This is a genomic window from Lysinibacillus sp. FW301-JW8 (genome assembly GCF_058788755.1).
Window position 1 is genome coordinate 13,877 of the sequence record NZ_JBYTBB010000070.1, and the last position, 16,036, is coordinate 29,912.

Genomic DNA, 16,036 nt, shown 5'->3' on the forward strand with positions numbered 1-16,036 from the left:
TTTTTGTATAATCATGACAGGAGGTGTAAAAATGATTCTATTAGCACGACAAATTTCGGAGTTACAGAAAATACTAGAGGTAATTGTAAGGAGATTGCCTAGAACCCATAATGAGTACTCCATTTATAATGATTACTTACGACGCATGCAAGCAGGCTTCGCTGGCGAACACCGTGTGGATGCAGAATGGCAAGAATTAGATTTACCATCCCCTCATTATTTTCTCCATGATTATCAAGTGATGAATCATGCTGGTTCTACCCACCAAATGGACACCATTTTTCTCTGTTCTCACTTTTTACTCATCCTAGAGATTAAGAATATAACAGGAATTCTCTCCTATGATGCACCTTTCTCTCAATTTATACGGACAACAGCAGATGGCACTATGGAAGGGATGTCTGACCCATCTCAACAGCTTGAACGCCATGTAGCATGGATGAAAAGGTTGAAACAACAAGAACGACTTGATTTACCTGTTCTGCATGCAGTGGTGATGGCAACGAAGAACGGTATTTTAACAGAAAATTTTAAGGGTCTGCCTATATTTCATGTGACGGGGTTACGCTCTCAAATGAAAAAATGGTTAGAGCTGCATCAACCCAGTGTAAAGAAGGGAGAAGATCTATTCCGTTTTGCCGACCTTCTCTTATCTATGCACACAAGGGTTAAAAGAGAGATTAATGTGCCTCTTAAGGATATTGTAAAGGGAGTGTTATGTACAGATTGTGTGGATGGTCAGCCATTGAGATACCACTACAAAAAATGGCTTTGTCCAAGGTGTGGATTGGTGGATTGCGGTGCTTTGAATAGGACGCTTGAGGATTATCGATTACTAGTTGGTCCAAAGCTAACGAATCAAAGTTTTTGCGAGTTCTTTTCTATAGATTCTCCTAACCTAGCGTACAAATTGTTGCAGCAACTACCTCTGAAAGCGGAGGGTACAAAAAGGTACAGAAAGTATTGGATTATGGATTAGATACAAGTTACAATTCTAGCTGTCTGAATTGTAGCTATAAGGTTGGAGACGGATAGCACGCGCAAAGTGAGGGATAGCACTTTAAAAGTGGCGGATAGAACGTGCAAAGTGATGGATAGATGAGGAAAAGTGAAGGATAACGCACTAGTAGTTGGATAGCATGAACGCTAATTTAGCGTATAAAAAGACCATTACTCCAGCAGTCACTCGCTCATTTCCTACTAGACAAATAAATTTTTTAGGTATATAGTTAGCTAGGCTAACCAATAGTGAAGGAAGTGATCTTATGACAGTGGAACAGGAATTTTTCAATCAATACCGTTTAATGTATAGGCCGTTTATCAATCAGTTGAATGTACAACTTGAACCATATCAGTTATATAGCTCGCAATGGGCAGTACTTCGTTTCTTAAAGGATAAAGGTCCTCATTCGTTTGTAGATATTGCTAATTTTATGTCTATAGAGAAGCCAAGTGTAACGAAGCTTGTCCATAAGCTTGTTGAGTTAGGCTATGTGGAAACTGTAGCGGGTAAGGATAAGCGTGAAAAGCTTGTGCACTTAACGACGTATGGGGAAGAGCTTGTGCAGGAAATAAAGTCGCAGCTGAATCCGTTTTTTGAGCAGGCACTTGCAAATGTACCACAGCAAGATATTGAAATTGCGACACAGGTTTTAGCAAGAATTTGTATGAATATCAATCAATAGGAGAGAGCAATGTGGAAGCAACTAGACAGAAACTTTGGACAAAGGACTTTTTAATCGTCTCCCTTATCAATTTTACGATTACCTTAATTTTTTATTTATTAATGGTGACGATTGCAGCCTATGCGGTAGAGCAATTTCATGCTTCAACAAGTACAGCAGGGTTAGTATCCAGTATTTTTATTATTGGGACATTGTTTGGGCGCCTTGGTGCAGGACGTATTATAGGTGACTGGGGTAGTAAAAAAACATTGTTCTGCGGATTATTACTTTTTATGCTGTCAACAATGTCCTATTTTATAGCAGGTAATCTTCCCTTACTAATGCTGAATCGTTTAGTGCAGGGGATTGCACTAGGTGTGGCAAGTACAGCAACGGGAACAATTATTGCACAAATTTTACCTTCTGAACGTCGTGGAGAAGGAATTGGCTATTACAGTTTAAGTGCAATTTTAGCAACTGCGATTGGTCCATTTATTGGGATTCTTTTGACACAGTTGTTTGAGGATTATCGTATGATTTTTGCTGTTGATTCAGTTTTAGCAATTATTTGCTTTTTAATGTATTTCATCGTAACGGTGCCATACATGCCTAAGAAAGCAACAGAAGCAACAGTGAAAGCTGGCTTTAAGGTATCAAACTTTATTGAGATGCGGGCATTACCAATTGCGTTCGTAGCGCTTGTTATTGGCTTTGCCTACTCTGGTGTAATGTCCTTTATGACGTTTTACGCAAAAGAGCTTGATTTGGTGACAGCGGGAAGTTATTTCTTTATTATCTATGCCGTTGTTATTTTAGCAACTCGTCCATTTACAGGAAAATTATTAGATGCTAGAGGAGCAAATATAATTATTTATCCCTGTCTAGTCATTTTTGCGATAGGCATGTATGCCTTTAGCTCAGCGACAACTACAATAGCCTTTTTAATCGCTGCTGCATGTATTGGGGTTGGCTATGGGAACTTCAATTCTGTAGCACAAGCAATTGCCATCAAGGTAACACCTAATGAACGTTTAGGACTTGCGACATCTACATACTTTATTTTGTATGATTTCGGCTTAGGTGTTGGTCCATACTTCTTAGGGTTCTTCGTTCCTTCAATGGGCTACGGTGCTATTTTCTTCGCAATGATATTTGTAATATTACTATCAATTATGCTTTATTATTTCTTATATGGGAAATATGAAAACTTGAAACAAGCAAAAATTTCATAGATTAGAATCATTATATTGTAGAAAAAACGTCTTTTTGCTAGTTGTGTATAAATTTCAACTATAAAATGACGTTTTTTTCTTTAAATAAAAATACTTCTTGCAATCAAATATGATAATCATTATCATTCTCAATATAAACTAATTCGGAAGTAGGTATTTTAGCATGAAGAAAACATCGTTATTGTCAGTATTAGTTGCAGGGGGTATCATTATGACTGGCTGCGGCAATACAGATGAAGCAAAAAAGGAAGAAAAGCCACAAACAGAGCAAGCAGATACAGTAAAAGAAGAAGTGGACTTATCTGCTGAACTATCAGCCTATCAAAAATTTGCTTTAGAGCAAATGGATCAATTCCTGCTGGAAACAGAAAAATTCGTGAAACTATTTAAAGCGGGCGACATTGAAGGCGCAAAAGCAGCTTATGCACCAGCACGTATGTATTTCGAACGTTCTGAGCCAATTGCAGAAAGCTTTGGCGACCTTGACCCAAGAATCGACGGTCGTTTAGCGGATATTCAAGAAGAAGGTAAGGGCGAGGAAGAATGGACAGGCTATCATAAGCTTGAATATGCGCTATGGGTAGAAAATAAAACGGCAGGCTATGAAGCAATTGCCGATCAATTATTAGCAGATGCAAAAGAATTACATGCATTAGTTCAAACAGTTGAAGTGACACCAGATTTAATGATCACTGGTGCCGTTGATTTATTAAATGAAGTATCAACATCTAAAATCTCTGGTGAAGAAGAAATCTACTCTCATACTGACCTTTATGACTTTAAGGCTAATATCGAAGGCGCAGAAAAAATCTTTGAAATTCTACGCTCTAAATTAGAGGCAAAAGACAAAGAACTAGTAGCAACTTTAGATGAAAAATTTAAAGCAGTGGATGACTTATTAGCACAACATGCAACAGCTGATGGTGGCTATGTTTCCTATGAGGAGTTAACGGAGGAAAATACTAAAGCACTTGCAGCAGCTGTTAATCAACTGGGTGAACCATTAAGTCAAATGGGCATTATTTTGGAGTGATATAAAATGACAGCGTCAAACGATGAAAAATGGATTAATAAAAAAATATCTAGACGTGAAATGTTAAAGCTTACAGGCATTGGTGTAGCGGGTGCAGCAATTGGTGCCTCTGGCTTAGGCGGTGTCATGAAAGTAATGGGCTATGATGTCTTTGAGCCTGTTGCTGACAGCACAACTGCTAGTAATAAAGTTAATTTTTATGGCAAGCATCAATCAGGCATCACTACGCCTGTACAAACAAATATTTATTTTGCTTCTTTGGATGTTTTATTGACATCTAAGAAAGACCTACAAGAGTTGTTCAAACAATGGACACCTCTTGTTGTACGTTTAATGAATGGTGAGTTAATGGTCGATTTAACAAAGAATACTAGAGTTCCGACAGGCGATACAGGAGAAGCAGATGGCTTAGATGCTTCCAATCTATCCATTACGATTGGTGTAGGACCATCTTTGTTTGATAAGCTTGGTATTCAGCATTTGAAGCCTGCGGAGTTAAAGGATTTGCCTCATTTCCCGAAAGATCAGCTGCAAAAGGAATTTACTGGCGGTGATCTTTGTATTCAAGCCTGTGCGGATGATCCACAGGTAGCATTCCACGCCGTGCGTAATTTAGTACGTGCAGCCTCTGGTAAAGTGGAGGTTAAATGGTCGCAGGCAGGTTTTAACTCGTTTCCTGCTGGTGGAGGAACACCGCGAAATCTATTTGCATTCAAGGATGGAACTGTGAATCCAACGATTACAGATGAGAAGGATTTAAATGAGGTTGTTTGGGTTGATAAAGGCTGGCTAAAAGGCGGCTCTTATTTGATTGCACGTAAAGTCCAAATGCATCTTGAAACATGGGATCGTACATCTTTAAAGGACCAGGAAGCAACATTTGGTCGCTATCGTGATAGTGGTGCTCCGCTTGGTAAAACAAAGGAATTTGATGATTTTGATGTAGAGGCAAAAGATAGTAAAGGTGAGTATATTATGCCAGATACATCTCATGTACATTTGGCACGAAAATCAGGTGCCCGTATGTTACGTCGCTCTTATTCTTACGCATCTGGCGTTATGTCGAATACTGGTGCACATGATGCAGGGCTAATATTCATCTCTTTTCAAAAAGACCCAGCACAATTTACAGCCATTCAAAATAGTTTAGGGCGAATGGATAAAATGAATGAATACATTACCCATCGAGGCAGTGCTGTGTTTGCTTGCTTCCCTGGTGTACAAAAGGGGAGTTATTTAGGTGAAGCACTTTTTAACGCGCTGTAGTTTGATTATTTGCTTACTACTGACATTAGCTGTACCAGTGCAAGCAGCGCAATCTTATAGTCATTTATATATTGCGATCAGTGATGCACTGATGAATACGAAGCAGGATAATGAAACTGAGGCAAAGCAGGCAATTGAACAATTTGCCACAGACTGGGCTAAAGTTACTACTGAGCAAAAAGAGGCGAAAGTAAAGGTTGATGAGATCCTTCTTCAAGCAACGGAGGCAACTTCCAAAGATGAACGTTTGGAGGCACTTTCCGGACTGTCGAATGCACTACGAAACTTAGAAAAACTTGAAAATCCAGTAGATAAAGCAGCACAGCGGGCAGAGTTTGGACAAAAGTTTAAGCCCATTATGGCAGACTTTGAAAAGGCTTTAGCAAGTGGAAATATCAAGGAGATTGATGAAGCTTACAAGGATTTTAATATAAAATGGAATAAAAGTGAACGACCTATACGAGAGCAAAGTATTGCGATGTATGGGCAAATTGAAACACAAATGGCATTTCTGCGTATCTCTATTTCAGCTGAAGAGCCTGATATTAGTCTAATGCAGTCTCAATTTGCAGATTTAAAACAAACAATTAATGATTTTGTGGCAGGCAAAGAAACAGCAGAATTAGTAGAGGGAGAATTTTCTTTGGCTACATTAATTGCTTATATTGATGAAGCTAATGATTTTATTGATGCTGAAGATTATAAGGCTGCTTCTGAGAAAATTCGTGAATTTATTACAGTCTGGCCAAGTATTGAAATAGAAATCTCTACACGAAACGGTAGTCTTTATACAAAAATTGAAAGTGATATGCCCATTATTGCGAGCGATTTATTAAAATCCTCTGTTGATAAAGAAGCCATTACAAAAAAATTAGAAAATTTTCGTACCGAAATCGAGCTTATTCAAGGTGATTCGGATTATACAATATGGGATGCAGCATTAATATTACTTCGCGAAGGACTTGAGGCGCTGCTCATTATTTTGGCCTTGGTGTCATTCCTTGATAAATCAGGACAAAAGAAGATGCGCAAATGGATTTATGTTGGCGCATTTGTTGGTGTTCTGCTGTCTGCCGTTGCGGCAATTCTAATGTCGACTATTTTAAACTCAGCAACAATCGATACAAATCGGGAGTTAATGGAAGGCTATGTAGGCTTACTTGCTGCAGCCATGATGATTGGTGTGGGAATCTGGTTGCATAGTAAATCAAGTGTGGCGAGCTGGAATCGCTATATTTCTAAACAAATAGGTAGTGCTATTTCCAGTGGCTCTGTCTTTGCTATGGCAGCTATTAGCTTCTTATCAGTTTTCCGTGAAGGAGCAGAAACGCTTGTTTTTTACGCAGGGATTGCTCCAAAAATGGAGACTTCTCAATTTGTGCTAGGTATTGTAGTAGCCCTTCTTATTTTGGCAGTCTTTGCCCTTGTGCTATTTAAAGCAAGTGGGAAAATTCCAATTCATAAATTCTTTGCTGTGGCTACCGTGTTGATATATGTATTGGCCTTTAAAATTATTGGTGTCAGTCTGCATACACTCCAATTAAGAGATTCTGTATCAACCACAATTGTAGATGGTTTGCCGGTAGTCAGCTTCATAGGATTCTATCCTACGGTTGAAACCATACTTGGACAAGCGGTTTTACTGTTACTAGTTGTAGCGACAATTATCTATAAAAAGAAACAAAAATAAAAAGCAGGGTAGATGGAGGTATACTCGTTCATCTACCCTTTTTCTAATTAAGCAAGCCAATGGGGAGGATGTTTTAAGTGAGAGGGCAATTGAGTCAGCTTATCTCCTTGGGCAGAATTAATTTGCATTTGAGTTAAAAACATAGCTGTAGAAAGATCAGCACCTCGTAAATTAGCATCTCGTAAATCAGCTCCGATAAAATCGACTCCTCGTAAATCAGCCTGCTGAAGATTAGCTGCAATTAGATAAGCTCCTCTTAGATCCGTAGAACGTAAATCTTTGCCCTTTAAATTCTTGCCCATCCAATCTACTCCTCGATAGCTATACTTTCGAGAGGCTTTGCCAGTAGCTGTTTTTATAAAGTGTTGACGAATCTGAGTACTTGTTTCAAGTAATAACATATTAACAGGCATTCTATAATTAGGTATATCAATTTTTAATAATGTCGCTGCATCTAATTCCGTAGCAAATTGAAGTTTTTCTAATTGTTCAAGTAATCTATTATATAACTGAGCGTCAACCTTATAGGATAATGCCTCTGCAATATAAGCAATCATTTCAAATAATTGCTCCATAATTGGAAATACGCGAAACATTGCGTCAGCATGCGCAGGGTGCTGGCGCCAATCCTGTCCATGAAAGGTTGTTTGTGAAACCTTTTGCCCTGCTCCTAAGCAATCAAAAACGGTACATCCCTTAAATCCCTTTTCCCTAAGGGTACCATGAATTTGGCAGCTAAAATCGGATTGTAAGTTTTGACAGGGAATACCTGCAGGTTTATTCATCGCAAAGTCGCTAGAAGCAACAATATTTAAAGCTGTACAGCATAAGGCAAAACAATTTTGACAATCTGCCTGAAGATCTTCACGTATCTTTTTTCCAATTGAATAATCTATTTTGTTTATCTTGGACATCGTTATTTTCCTCACTTATTCATAAACTTATAGATTATATTACCACTATCTTTCTGTCAGTTCTATCGTCCACAAACCATTAGAGAATGTGGTGTTCTTTTTGAAAAGCATCACAAAGATACTCGAAGGTAGAATGGCTGTTTTGTTTTATAAAAGAATTTAAAGAAAAGAAAGTGGTGGGGCCAATCCATCGCCGAATTTAGTGGTCAATATGAACAGATTTATATTTATTCAAGAGAGCCGCGTGAAGATTCATTAAAGGATGCACAGGATAAGGCAGTGAAGCAGACCATTTTAGCAGGTGCACTTTCAGAAACGATTGAACTAGTGGAAGTGGAAGAAACACCCCTTGCGTACCATCCTGAAAATGCAACAAGATTAAAGGTTAAAGTAGTAGGGAAAATGAAATAAAGCAAAGGGAAGAGTCTTGATAAACAGATTCTTCCTTTTGCTTTTTTTGGCACTTGCAATTCAAAAAGTCCTAGTGTAATATTTGACTAGTACACTATGACACGAGGTGTTTACATTGAAAAGTTTTGTTGGGCAATTCAAAAAGGAATGGGTGCTCTTTCGGGCATGGTTATATGTGGGGGTCTTTTTAGGAATCTTAATATCCATAGTTGCTCCGTATTTAATAGAACGATATGGCGATGGATTTACAGAGGATAATCAACTTCCATTTGCTTTTACTTTTCTAGTCCTTGCTTTAGGAGGTTTTTATTCTGTATTGCAGTTTTTGGCTAGCTTACGTTTGGATTTAAGAAGTAAAGAAATATGGCTGCACTCAACAAGCTCTATTCAACAGCTTATAGGTGTAAAAATTGTTTTTTCCTTAACGGGATATACAATTTTTAATATTCTTTTTACAGGTATTGCTATCTATTCATTAAAAGCTGCTTTTATAGCCAGCTATGGGCAGGTATTGTTATTGCTAGTAATCGTGGTAGCCATTATTGCAGTGTTTCAATTAACGCTATTTGTAATCATACTTCTATTTTTAGCATTTTATCTCCAAATGAAGTACTTTATCGGCCGTTTTGCTATCGTTCTTTTGATGGGGGCCTTTTTTGCAAGCATTTATCTATGGTTTAGATTTACTGAAAGTTTAATATATGTTAAAATTTTACAACATATAGGTATCTCGTTAAGCTGGCTTGAACAGTATTTGCCAAAATCCAAGTTGCCCTCAATGGAGTTTAGACTTGGAACATTGTATGTAGTAGAGGAACTAGCCCTTTCCATTTTACTCGTATTGCTATTTATCATTGCTACAAAGTGGCTTGAAAAGGTGGTTTTACGATGACACTTGATTTTTCACGAGATAAACCAATCTATAGCCAGCTTGTTGATCGCATTTGTGGAGATATTTTAAAAGGAATGTTAGCACTTGGGGACCGACTTCCTTCTGTTCGAGAGTATGCAGTAGAGACAGGGGTTAATGTCAATACAGTGCAACGTGTATATAAGGAGTTAGAGGCGATGAATATAACGGAAACTAAACGGGGGCAAGGTACATTTATCACAACGAATGAAGAGCGAATTGTTGTGTTGCGAGAAAATATGAAAAATCAATTAGCAGATAATTTTTTATCATCCATTGAAGCACTTGGGTTTTCAAAGGAAGAGATGCTGATTGTTTTGCAAAATAAATCGTGAGGTGAGATAAATGCTACAGCTTTCAAATGTTTCTTTTCGTTATATGAAAAAAACAATACTGCAAGAGGTGTCTTATTCATTACCAATTGGCCAGATCATAGGTCTAGTTGGAGAAAATGGTAGTGGGAAGTCAACACTTTTAAAAGTATTAGCTGGCTTATTACTTCCATCAAGTGGTGAGGTTTTACAAAACGGTACCCCAGTTACTCGTAGAAGTGCCGATCAAATTGCCTATTTACCAGATACAGATTTATTTTTTGACTTTTATACTGGAGAGCAGCTTTTTCAGCACTATTCCTCTCAATTCGAGGATTTCTCATATGATAAGGCCTGTATCGTTGCAGAGTTTTTGCAAGTTGATAAAAAAATGAGATTAAGACAGCTATCTAAGGGAAACCGTGGTCGTATGAAAATGGCCGCAACGCTTGGACGAGAGGTCCCATTTTATTTAATGGATGAGCCGTTTGCTGGGCTTGATCCAATTGTTCGTGAGCAACTCATTAAAGGGCTCATTCAATTTACTGATATGGAACATCAAACAATTCTTTTATCCACCCATGAGCTATATGAGGTAGAGCCGATTTTAGATCAAATCATTTTACTACAAAATGGCTCGATTATTGCACATGAGGAAGTTGAAAGGATTCGAGATGAGACGAATAAGGATGCAGTGCAATGGATGAAGGCCTACTATAAGAAAGGATGAAATTAATGACAACACAACCAATTGTTCAATTGCAAAATTTATCAAAGATTATTCGTGGTAAACAATTAATATCGCAATTGAATATCGATTTATATCCAGGGCAAATTACTGGATTTCTAGGACCAAATGGTGCAGGTAAAACGACAACTATTCGTATGATGACGGGGCTTATGCATCCGACGGAGGGGAAGGTTATCATTGATGGTCTTTCTCTACAGGAGAATTATGAGGAGGCAATTAGTAAGGTCGGCGTAATTGTAGAAAATCCTGAAATGTATAAGTTTATGACGGGCTATAAAAACTTATTGCATTTTGCGCGAATGCATAAAAATGTGACAAAGGAGCGCATTCAAGAGGTAGTGAATCAGGTGGGTCTTGAGAAACGTATTCATGAAAAAGTATCTACGTATTCTCTTGGAATGCGTCAACGTTTAGGACTAGCCCAGGCATTGCTTCATCGACCTAAGTTTTTAATTTTAGATGAGCCTACAAATGGGCTTGATCCGGCTGGTATTCGTGAATTCCGTATGTATTTACGGAAAATTGCGACTGAGGATGACGTCTCTGTTTTTGTTTCCAGTCATTTATTATCTGAAATCGAATTAATGTGTGATCGGGTAGCTGTCATTCAAAATGGTAAATTAATTGATATTCGTGACATTCATAGTAATAATTCTTCGTTTTATTATATTGAGGCTACTCCTAATGACGAAGCTGTATCGCTCCTTAAAAAGCTCGATATAAATTTTGTTACAGAAAATAGTGGCTACGTTGTGGAAATAAAGAAAGAAGATATACCATCATTCATAACACACTTCGTTAATGAAGGAATCCAATTATTCGCTGTACAACCACATCAAAAAACATTAGAGGACCAATTCTTAGAAATGACAGGAGGTGGCCAAATTGCTGAAGCTAATTCAAAATGAATGGATGAAATTGTGGTATAAAAAAGGGACTTGGGCGATGACCGCATTAGTAATCCTTTTTATTATTGGACCTGGTATTATAATGAAATACTATGAAACAAAAGATTCAGAGGATATTTCATGGAAAGAAAATGAGCAACTGGCCATTATTAACTATAAAGAAATGTTAGCAGGAGATGATTTGTCTCCAGCAGATAAAACATATTTCGAGGAGCAAATGGCAATATCAGAGTATCGTTTAGCGCATAATGTGCCGTCTCAAAAAGAGGGAAGTCTCACAAGCTTTATGTCTTTTACGAGTAATATGCTCACTTTAGTTACATTATTTACAGTGATTACAGCAGCAAGTATTGTTTCGACTGAATTCTCAACCGGTACTATTAAAATGCTGTTAACACGTCCAATGTCGCGTGCAAAAATATTAACCTCCAAATTAATTACAACTTTTATTTTTGGATTGTTTTTATTTGTGATTAATGTTGTAGTAAGTGCTATAGTAGGATTTCTATTATTCGGCAATGGAGCAGGAGTCGAGTTAGAGATGGTCAATGGACAAATTGTCGAAAAGGCAATATGGAATGATTTGGGATATCATTATTTACTGTCTGGCGGTGACTTTGTGATGTCAATTTTATTTGCATTCTTAGTGGGCTCAGTTTTCCGCTCAAGCTCTTTAGCGATTGGTTTAACGATGTTCTTATCGTTTACAGGCGGAATGATTGTGATGTTCTTAAGTCGATATGAAATTGTCAAATACATTTGGCTGACGCATTCAAATTTAACGCAATATGAATCAGGAAATCCTGTAATAGAAGGTATCACAATGCCATTCTCACTTACTGTCCTAGCGATTTATGCTGTTATTTTCCTTGTAATCAGCTATACATCCTTTATGAAACGCGATGTGACAGCATAAATAAAACACGGTATGAAATAGTTAATTTTCATACCGTGTTTTTCTATTTTATCCTTTTAAATGCTTGGCAATAATTTGCTGTAGCTTCGTTTCAATCATTGGTAAATCATGCTTGGTAAACGTGGTTCTGACATAGCTTTCGTCCATATCAAGAGCTTCTGCGAAAAAGCTTCCAATGCCTCTAACTTTACGATCTATTTGTAGCAATATTTCTGCTGAATGATTAGACTGTGACAGAAAAACAATTTCTAGCTCATCTAAATGATTTCGATATTGTCCTGTTGGCACAAATTCAAATTCTTGAATGAATGGATAATAGCCGCGGAATCTAGCTGGTGCCTGTTCACACTCTGCTTCACGCAAACGGAAACCGAGTGAGCTTATAGCGTCTAGAATATGTGCAGCCAGCTCTGTTGGCTGAACACGAATATAATCTTTATCGTTTGGATCCACTGCATTTTTAATATCAAGCCCTGTTTGAATCCATACTTGGGTTTTGCCTGCTGTTATCGGTGTTTCGAATGGTAATGTAATTGAAATAGGGAAGGTTTTCCTTTCGCCTGCTGCAATAACAAATGGCTCCGATACTTTAATTTTTTGTAGAGCCGCTACTTCCGTATATTTATTGTCATTCGCTTCTCGAATATAGGTCGTATTGATCGATAAATAAATCGTATCGACTTGCTGTTCAACCTGCCCGCCACGTACTATAATCTCGCCACGCATTACTTCACCAGCTCTGTATGTAGTTTTTTCTAATCGTGTATCAACCGTTGCAGAGCCTATCCCAATACTTGCAAGAACATTGTTAAAAAACGACATCTGTATTCCTCCAATTGACATTAATAGTTATACATACGCACATTTTTTGAAAAGGTTTCAAGATATAAAAAATTTTCGTTATAATGTATGAAAAACAAATGGGGCGTCGGGATGGAAACAGAATGGATAAGAACATTTCTAATTGCTGCAAGAACAGAAAATTTTCGCGAAACGGCAGAACAACGATTTATTACACAATCTACAGTATCAAAGCATATACAGCATCTTGAAAAGGAACTGCAAACAACGTTATTTGATAGACAGGGGAAGCAGGTGAAACTAAATCGTTTTGGCGCTTACTTTTTTCAACAGGCAGAAAAAATGATAATGACTGTGGATGAAGGAATACAAAATATGGAATCCTTTTTGCATGGATATACGTCCCATTTAACGATCGGGGTTGCCCCTCAAATTGCCAATTCTACATTACCAGCCATCATCCAAACATTTCAACAGCAGAAACCATCCATACAAATTAGGATCGAGCTATTAAAGTCTAATGAAATAGGAGAGGCGGTTTATACAGGAGAGGTGGATATTGGTTTATCGAAACTGACATCAACTCGTGACCTTCATACCGTCCTTCTTGCACAGGAACCACTTCAATTAATTGCTCCGATGACAAAAAAAGAGGCTGATGCGCTGACGCTTTTACAACAAGAAATGATTTTAACACATGAATATGCACCCTATTGGCAGGACATCCAGCAAGTATTACAACAATTTAAACGCTATAAAAGCATGCATATTAATCAAACTGAGGTCATAAAAAATTTTGTGAAGCATGGACTTGGCATTGCCTTTTTGCCAAGAAGTGTCATTGAGGCTGATTACCAACAGAATTTATTACATAGCTATTCCGTACAAGAATTTTCTCATATAATGTCGAATAGCTACTTTTTAGTAAAATATTTGTCAGCTGATATTGAGAACTTTTTAGCGGTTTGTCACCTAATTTATGATGAACTAGTTTGTGACTAGAGCTGTAAAACTGCATTAGACATACTTTGGTCAAAAGTGTATCTGTTAAAACGCTAATCTGCATCAATTATTCATATTTACTATATATATTAGGTGTATCTAGATATTACCCGTATAAACAGGTAGGAAGACAATCCCTTTCATAGTGTAGTACGTGTTCAGCTACCCGAATAAAGCCAAGGAAAAACCGCTCAGGTGTTGCCAAAAACGCTCGGGTCTAAGAGAGAAGCGCTCAGGTATAGAGGAAAAACGCTCGGTTTCAAGAGAAAGCCTCTGGGGTCCAAAAAGTGCTTGGGTGTAAGAGAGAGTCGCTCGGGTATAGTCGAAAAGCGCTCGGGTGCAAGGGAGAGCCGCTCAGGTATAGTCGAAAAGCGCTCGGGTGTAAGAGAGAGCCGCTCAGGTATAGCCGAAAAGTGCTCGGGTGCAAGAGAAAACCGCTCAGGTCCAAGAAATATTCGGATAAATAAACATACATTATCAATAATATAGTAGGTGTTTTATATGTATAATTTGATGTCAAATATAAGCCAAATCATAAGCAATCCTATATCAGAATTTTTGAATGCCTATGAGCATGCTCCGCTTATTATTGCGATTCTACTTGGCTTAATAGGCGCTTTAGCTCCTTGTCAATTAACAGGTAATATGAGCGCTATCACTTTTTATGGGAATCGCACTATGCAAATGAAAAGTAATTGGCAGGAAATTGTGTTTTTTATAGTTGGGAAGGTTATTGTCTTTAGTTTATTAGGCTTTTTCGCATGGATATTTGGTCAATCCTTTGAAACGAAAATGACTGTGTATTTTCCTGTTTTTCGCCAGGCAATTGGTCCAATTATGCTAATAACGGGTCTCGTGCTTATTGGCATTTTTAAATTAAAATTTCTGAATCGAATTTCTTCTCTTATTCCAACAGTGTTGAAAGAAGGGAAAATAGGCTCCCTGCTGATGGGTGCTAGTTTTTCTCTAGCCTTTTGCCCAACAATGTTCGTACTTTTCTTTGTATGGCTAATGCCGACGGTTGCATCAACTTCGTATGGCTTAGTTCTACCAGCTATTTTTGGTATAGCAACCTCCGTACCACTTTTGATCATGTTGACACTGATTCATTTCTTTTATGAAAAACGCGTCATTATACGATTTAGCATGAAAATGGGGAGAGTAATTCAAAATGTAGCGGGTGTAATTTTAATCATTATAGGTGTAACAGATACCATTATATACTGGGCATTATACTGAAGAAAGGAAGCTATCGACTATGCTGTCAGACTTGAATATATTATTAGCATTTGGTGCAGGATTTTTGAATTTTATTTCACCCTGTACCTTACCGCTATACCCTGCATTTATTTCCTATATCACGGGTATGTCATTGGATGAACTACAGGGAGAAAACAAAAAATCAAAACGAATTGGCTTGCTTCATACAATCTTTTTTCTATTAGGTTTTTCCATTATTTTTATCTTCTTAGGATACGGTTCATCATTAGTAGGCTGGTTCTTTTTTCAATATAAGGATTTACTTCGTCAAATTGGCGCTATTTTAATTGTTATTTTCGGATTAATCATCATCGGTTTTTTGTCACCGAAGTTTCTGATGCAAGAGAAGAGACTAGCTATTAAAAATAGACCTACAGGCTATTTTGGCTCATTACTAATTGGGCTTGCATTTGCTGCAGGATGGACACCATGTTCTGGTCCTATTACTGGAGCGGTTTTTATGATGGCTTCCCAAAATCCTAATGTTGGCGTATTTTATATGATTGTTTACGTACTAGGGTTTGCGATACCATTTTTACTATTATCACAATTTATTACGAAATTAGGATGGATACGAAAATATAGCACAGTCATTACAAAAGTAGGTGGCTATCTGATGGTTGTACTTGGTATTATTTTATTTTTTGATGGATTAACGTACATCACAATTTGGTTAAGCCCATATTTTGATGGATTTACTGGTTTTTAATGTTTTGATTGGTGTATTAACTTGTGCATAGTAGAAATTCTTTGACCTTCACAAATGTGGGTAAAACAACTTGTGAATGTTTTTTTATGAAAAATAAGTGGGTGGTTTTATGTAAAGTAACAAAGTAGTTTTATGTATAAAATGTTGGTTGACAGCTATAGATTAGAATTGTACCAAACACTATTCTATCCATTTAATGATGGTGAGTAACATGCTTTTACTTTACTTTTCTTTTGAGGGAAGAAAATATTTAAAGTT

Annotated in this window: 16 protein-coding genes and 1 pseudogene; 15 read left to right on the forward strand and 2 right to left on the reverse strand. The window is 37.4% G+C overall.

The features are described 5' to 3' along the window. Positions 1 to 31: 31 nt before the first annotated feature. The 6 genes from AC3WOM_RS22085 (at position 32) to AC3WOM_RS22110 (ending at position 6,885) form a co-directional block, all read left to right on the forward strand. Entirely contained in the window at positions 32 to 979 is a 948-nt protein-coding gene (locus tag AC3WOM_RS22085; RefSeq protein ID WP_492448363.1) for a nuclease-related domain-containing protein, read from the forward strand. Positions 980 to 1,265: 286 nt separating this feature from the next. Next, positions 1,266 to 1,685 carry a MarR family winged helix-turn-helix transcriptional regulator gene (locus tag AC3WOM_RS22090; RefSeq protein WP_427545991.1) on the forward strand — a complete coding sequence of 140 codons (420 nt, stop codon included), beginning with the start codon at positions 1,266 to 1,268 and terminating at the stop codon, positions 1,683 to 1,685. Between the two features lie 11 nt (positions 1,686 to 1,696). Then, entirely contained in the window at positions 1,697 to 2,896 is a 1,200-nt protein-coding gene (locus tag AC3WOM_RS22095; RefSeq protein ID WP_492448364.1) for an MFS transporter, read from the forward strand. 163 nt (positions 2,897 to 3,059) lie between these two features. After that, positions 3,060 to 3,929, forward strand: coding sequence for an iron uptake system protein EfeO (efeO, locus tag AC3WOM_RS22100; RefSeq protein ID WP_492448365.1), 870 nt, complete (start codon positions 3,060 to 3,062; stop codon positions 3,927 to 3,929). A 6-nt stretch (positions 3,930 to 3,935) separates the two neighbouring features. Further along, positions 3,936 to 5,195: an iron uptake transporter deferrochelatase/peroxidase subunit gene (gene efeB / locus AC3WOM_RS22105; RefSeq protein WP_492448366.1), complete on the forward strand. Its 1,260-nt coding sequence runs from the start codon at positions 3,936 to 3,938 to the stop codon at positions 5,193 to 5,195. Then, entirely contained in the window at positions 5,170 to 6,885 is a 1,716-nt protein-coding gene (locus AC3WOM_RS22110; protein WP_492448367.1) for an FTR1 family iron permease, read from the forward strand. Before efeB ends, AC3WOM_RS22110 begins: the two co-directional genes overlap by 26 nt. Positions 6,886 to 6,932: 47 nt before the next feature. Here AC3WOM_RS22110 and AC3WOM_RS22115 read toward each other — a convergent pair whose 3' ends face one another. Continuing rightward, complete coding sequence (locus AC3WOM_RS22115; protein ID WP_492448368.1) at positions 6,933 to 7,799, reverse strand: pentapeptide repeat-containing protein; 867 nt, start codon at positions 7,797 to 7,799, stop codon at positions 6,933 to 6,935. Between the two features lie 180 nt (positions 7,800 to 7,979). Here AC3WOM_RS22115 and AC3WOM_RS22120 point away from each other — a divergent pair. The 6 genes and pseudogenes from AC3WOM_RS22120 to AC3WOM_RS22145 all read left to right on the forward strand — a co-directional run. Continuing rightward, positions 7,980 to 8,210: pseudogene (locus AC3WOM_RS22120) on the forward strand (hydantoinase/oxoprolinase family protein); the annotation flags it as partial. A gap of 106 nt (positions 8,211 to 8,316) precedes the next feature. Beyond that, the gene (locus AC3WOM_RS22125) at positions 8,317 to 9,102 is read left to right on the forward strand and encodes a hypothetical protein (RefSeq protein ID WP_492448369.1); all 786 of its coding nucleotides are present in this window, start codon (positions 8,317 to 8,319) and stop codon (positions 9,100 to 9,102) included. Then, positions 9,099 to 9,455 carry a GntR family transcriptional regulator gene (locus AC3WOM_RS22130; RefSeq protein ID WP_427545977.1) on the forward strand — a complete coding sequence of 119 codons (357 nt, stop codon included), beginning with the start codon at positions 9,099 to 9,101 and terminating at the stop codon, positions 9,453 to 9,455. Before AC3WOM_RS22125 ends, AC3WOM_RS22130 begins: the two co-directional genes overlap by 4 nt. A gap of 10 nt (positions 9,456 to 9,465) precedes the next feature. Continuing rightward, complete coding sequence (locus AC3WOM_RS22135) at positions 9,466 to 10,161, forward strand: ATP-binding cassette domain-containing protein (RefSeq protein ID WP_492448370.1); 696 nt, start codon at positions 9,466 to 9,468, stop codon at positions 10,159 to 10,161. 5 nt (positions 10,162 to 10,166) lie between these two features. Next, on the forward strand, positions 10,167 to 11,090 hold the full coding sequence (locus AC3WOM_RS22140) for an ABC transporter ATP-binding protein (protein WP_427545973.1): 924 nt from the start codon (positions 10,167 to 10,169) through the stop codon (positions 11,088 to 11,090). Continuing rightward, entirely contained in the window at positions 11,059 to 12,006 is a 948-nt protein-coding gene (locus tag AC3WOM_RS22145; RefSeq protein ID WP_492448371.1) for an ABC transporter permease, read from the forward strand. The genes AC3WOM_RS22140 and AC3WOM_RS22145 overlap by 32 nt, the downstream gene beginning before the upstream one ends. Before the next feature lie 48 nt (positions 12,007 to 12,054). On the opposite strand, the gene AC3WOM_RS22150 is transcribed toward AC3WOM_RS22145, so the two are convergent. Continuing rightward, entirely contained in the window at positions 12,055 to 12,828 is a 774-nt protein-coding gene (locus AC3WOM_RS22150; RefSeq protein WP_427545969.1) for a sporulation protein, read from the reverse strand. A 111-nt stretch (positions 12,829 to 12,939) separates the two neighbouring features. On the opposite strand from AC3WOM_RS22150, the gene AC3WOM_RS22155 reads away from it, so the two are divergent. The 3 genes from AC3WOM_RS22155 (at position 12,940) to AC3WOM_RS22165 (ending at position 15,778) form a co-directional block, all read left to right on the forward strand. Continuing rightward, positions 12,940 to 13,809: a LysR family transcriptional regulator gene (locus tag AC3WOM_RS22155; protein ID WP_427545967.1), complete on the forward strand. Its 870-nt coding sequence runs from the start codon at positions 12,940 to 12,942 to the stop codon at positions 13,807 to 13,809. 501 nt (positions 13,810 to 14,310) lie between these two features. Further along, positions 14,311 to 15,048, forward strand: a complete 738-nt coding sequence (locus AC3WOM_RS22160) for an urease accessory protein UreH domain-containing protein (RefSeq protein WP_492448372.1) — start codon at positions 14,311 to 14,313, stop codon at positions 15,046 to 15,048. A gap of 19 nt (positions 15,049 to 15,067) precedes the next feature. Beyond that, positions 15,068 to 15,778, forward strand: a complete 711-nt coding sequence (locus AC3WOM_RS22165) for a cytochrome c biogenesis CcdA family protein (protein ID WP_427545963.1) — start codon at positions 15,068 to 15,070, stop codon at positions 15,776 to 15,778. Positions 15,779 to 16,036 lie beyond the last annotated feature (258 nt).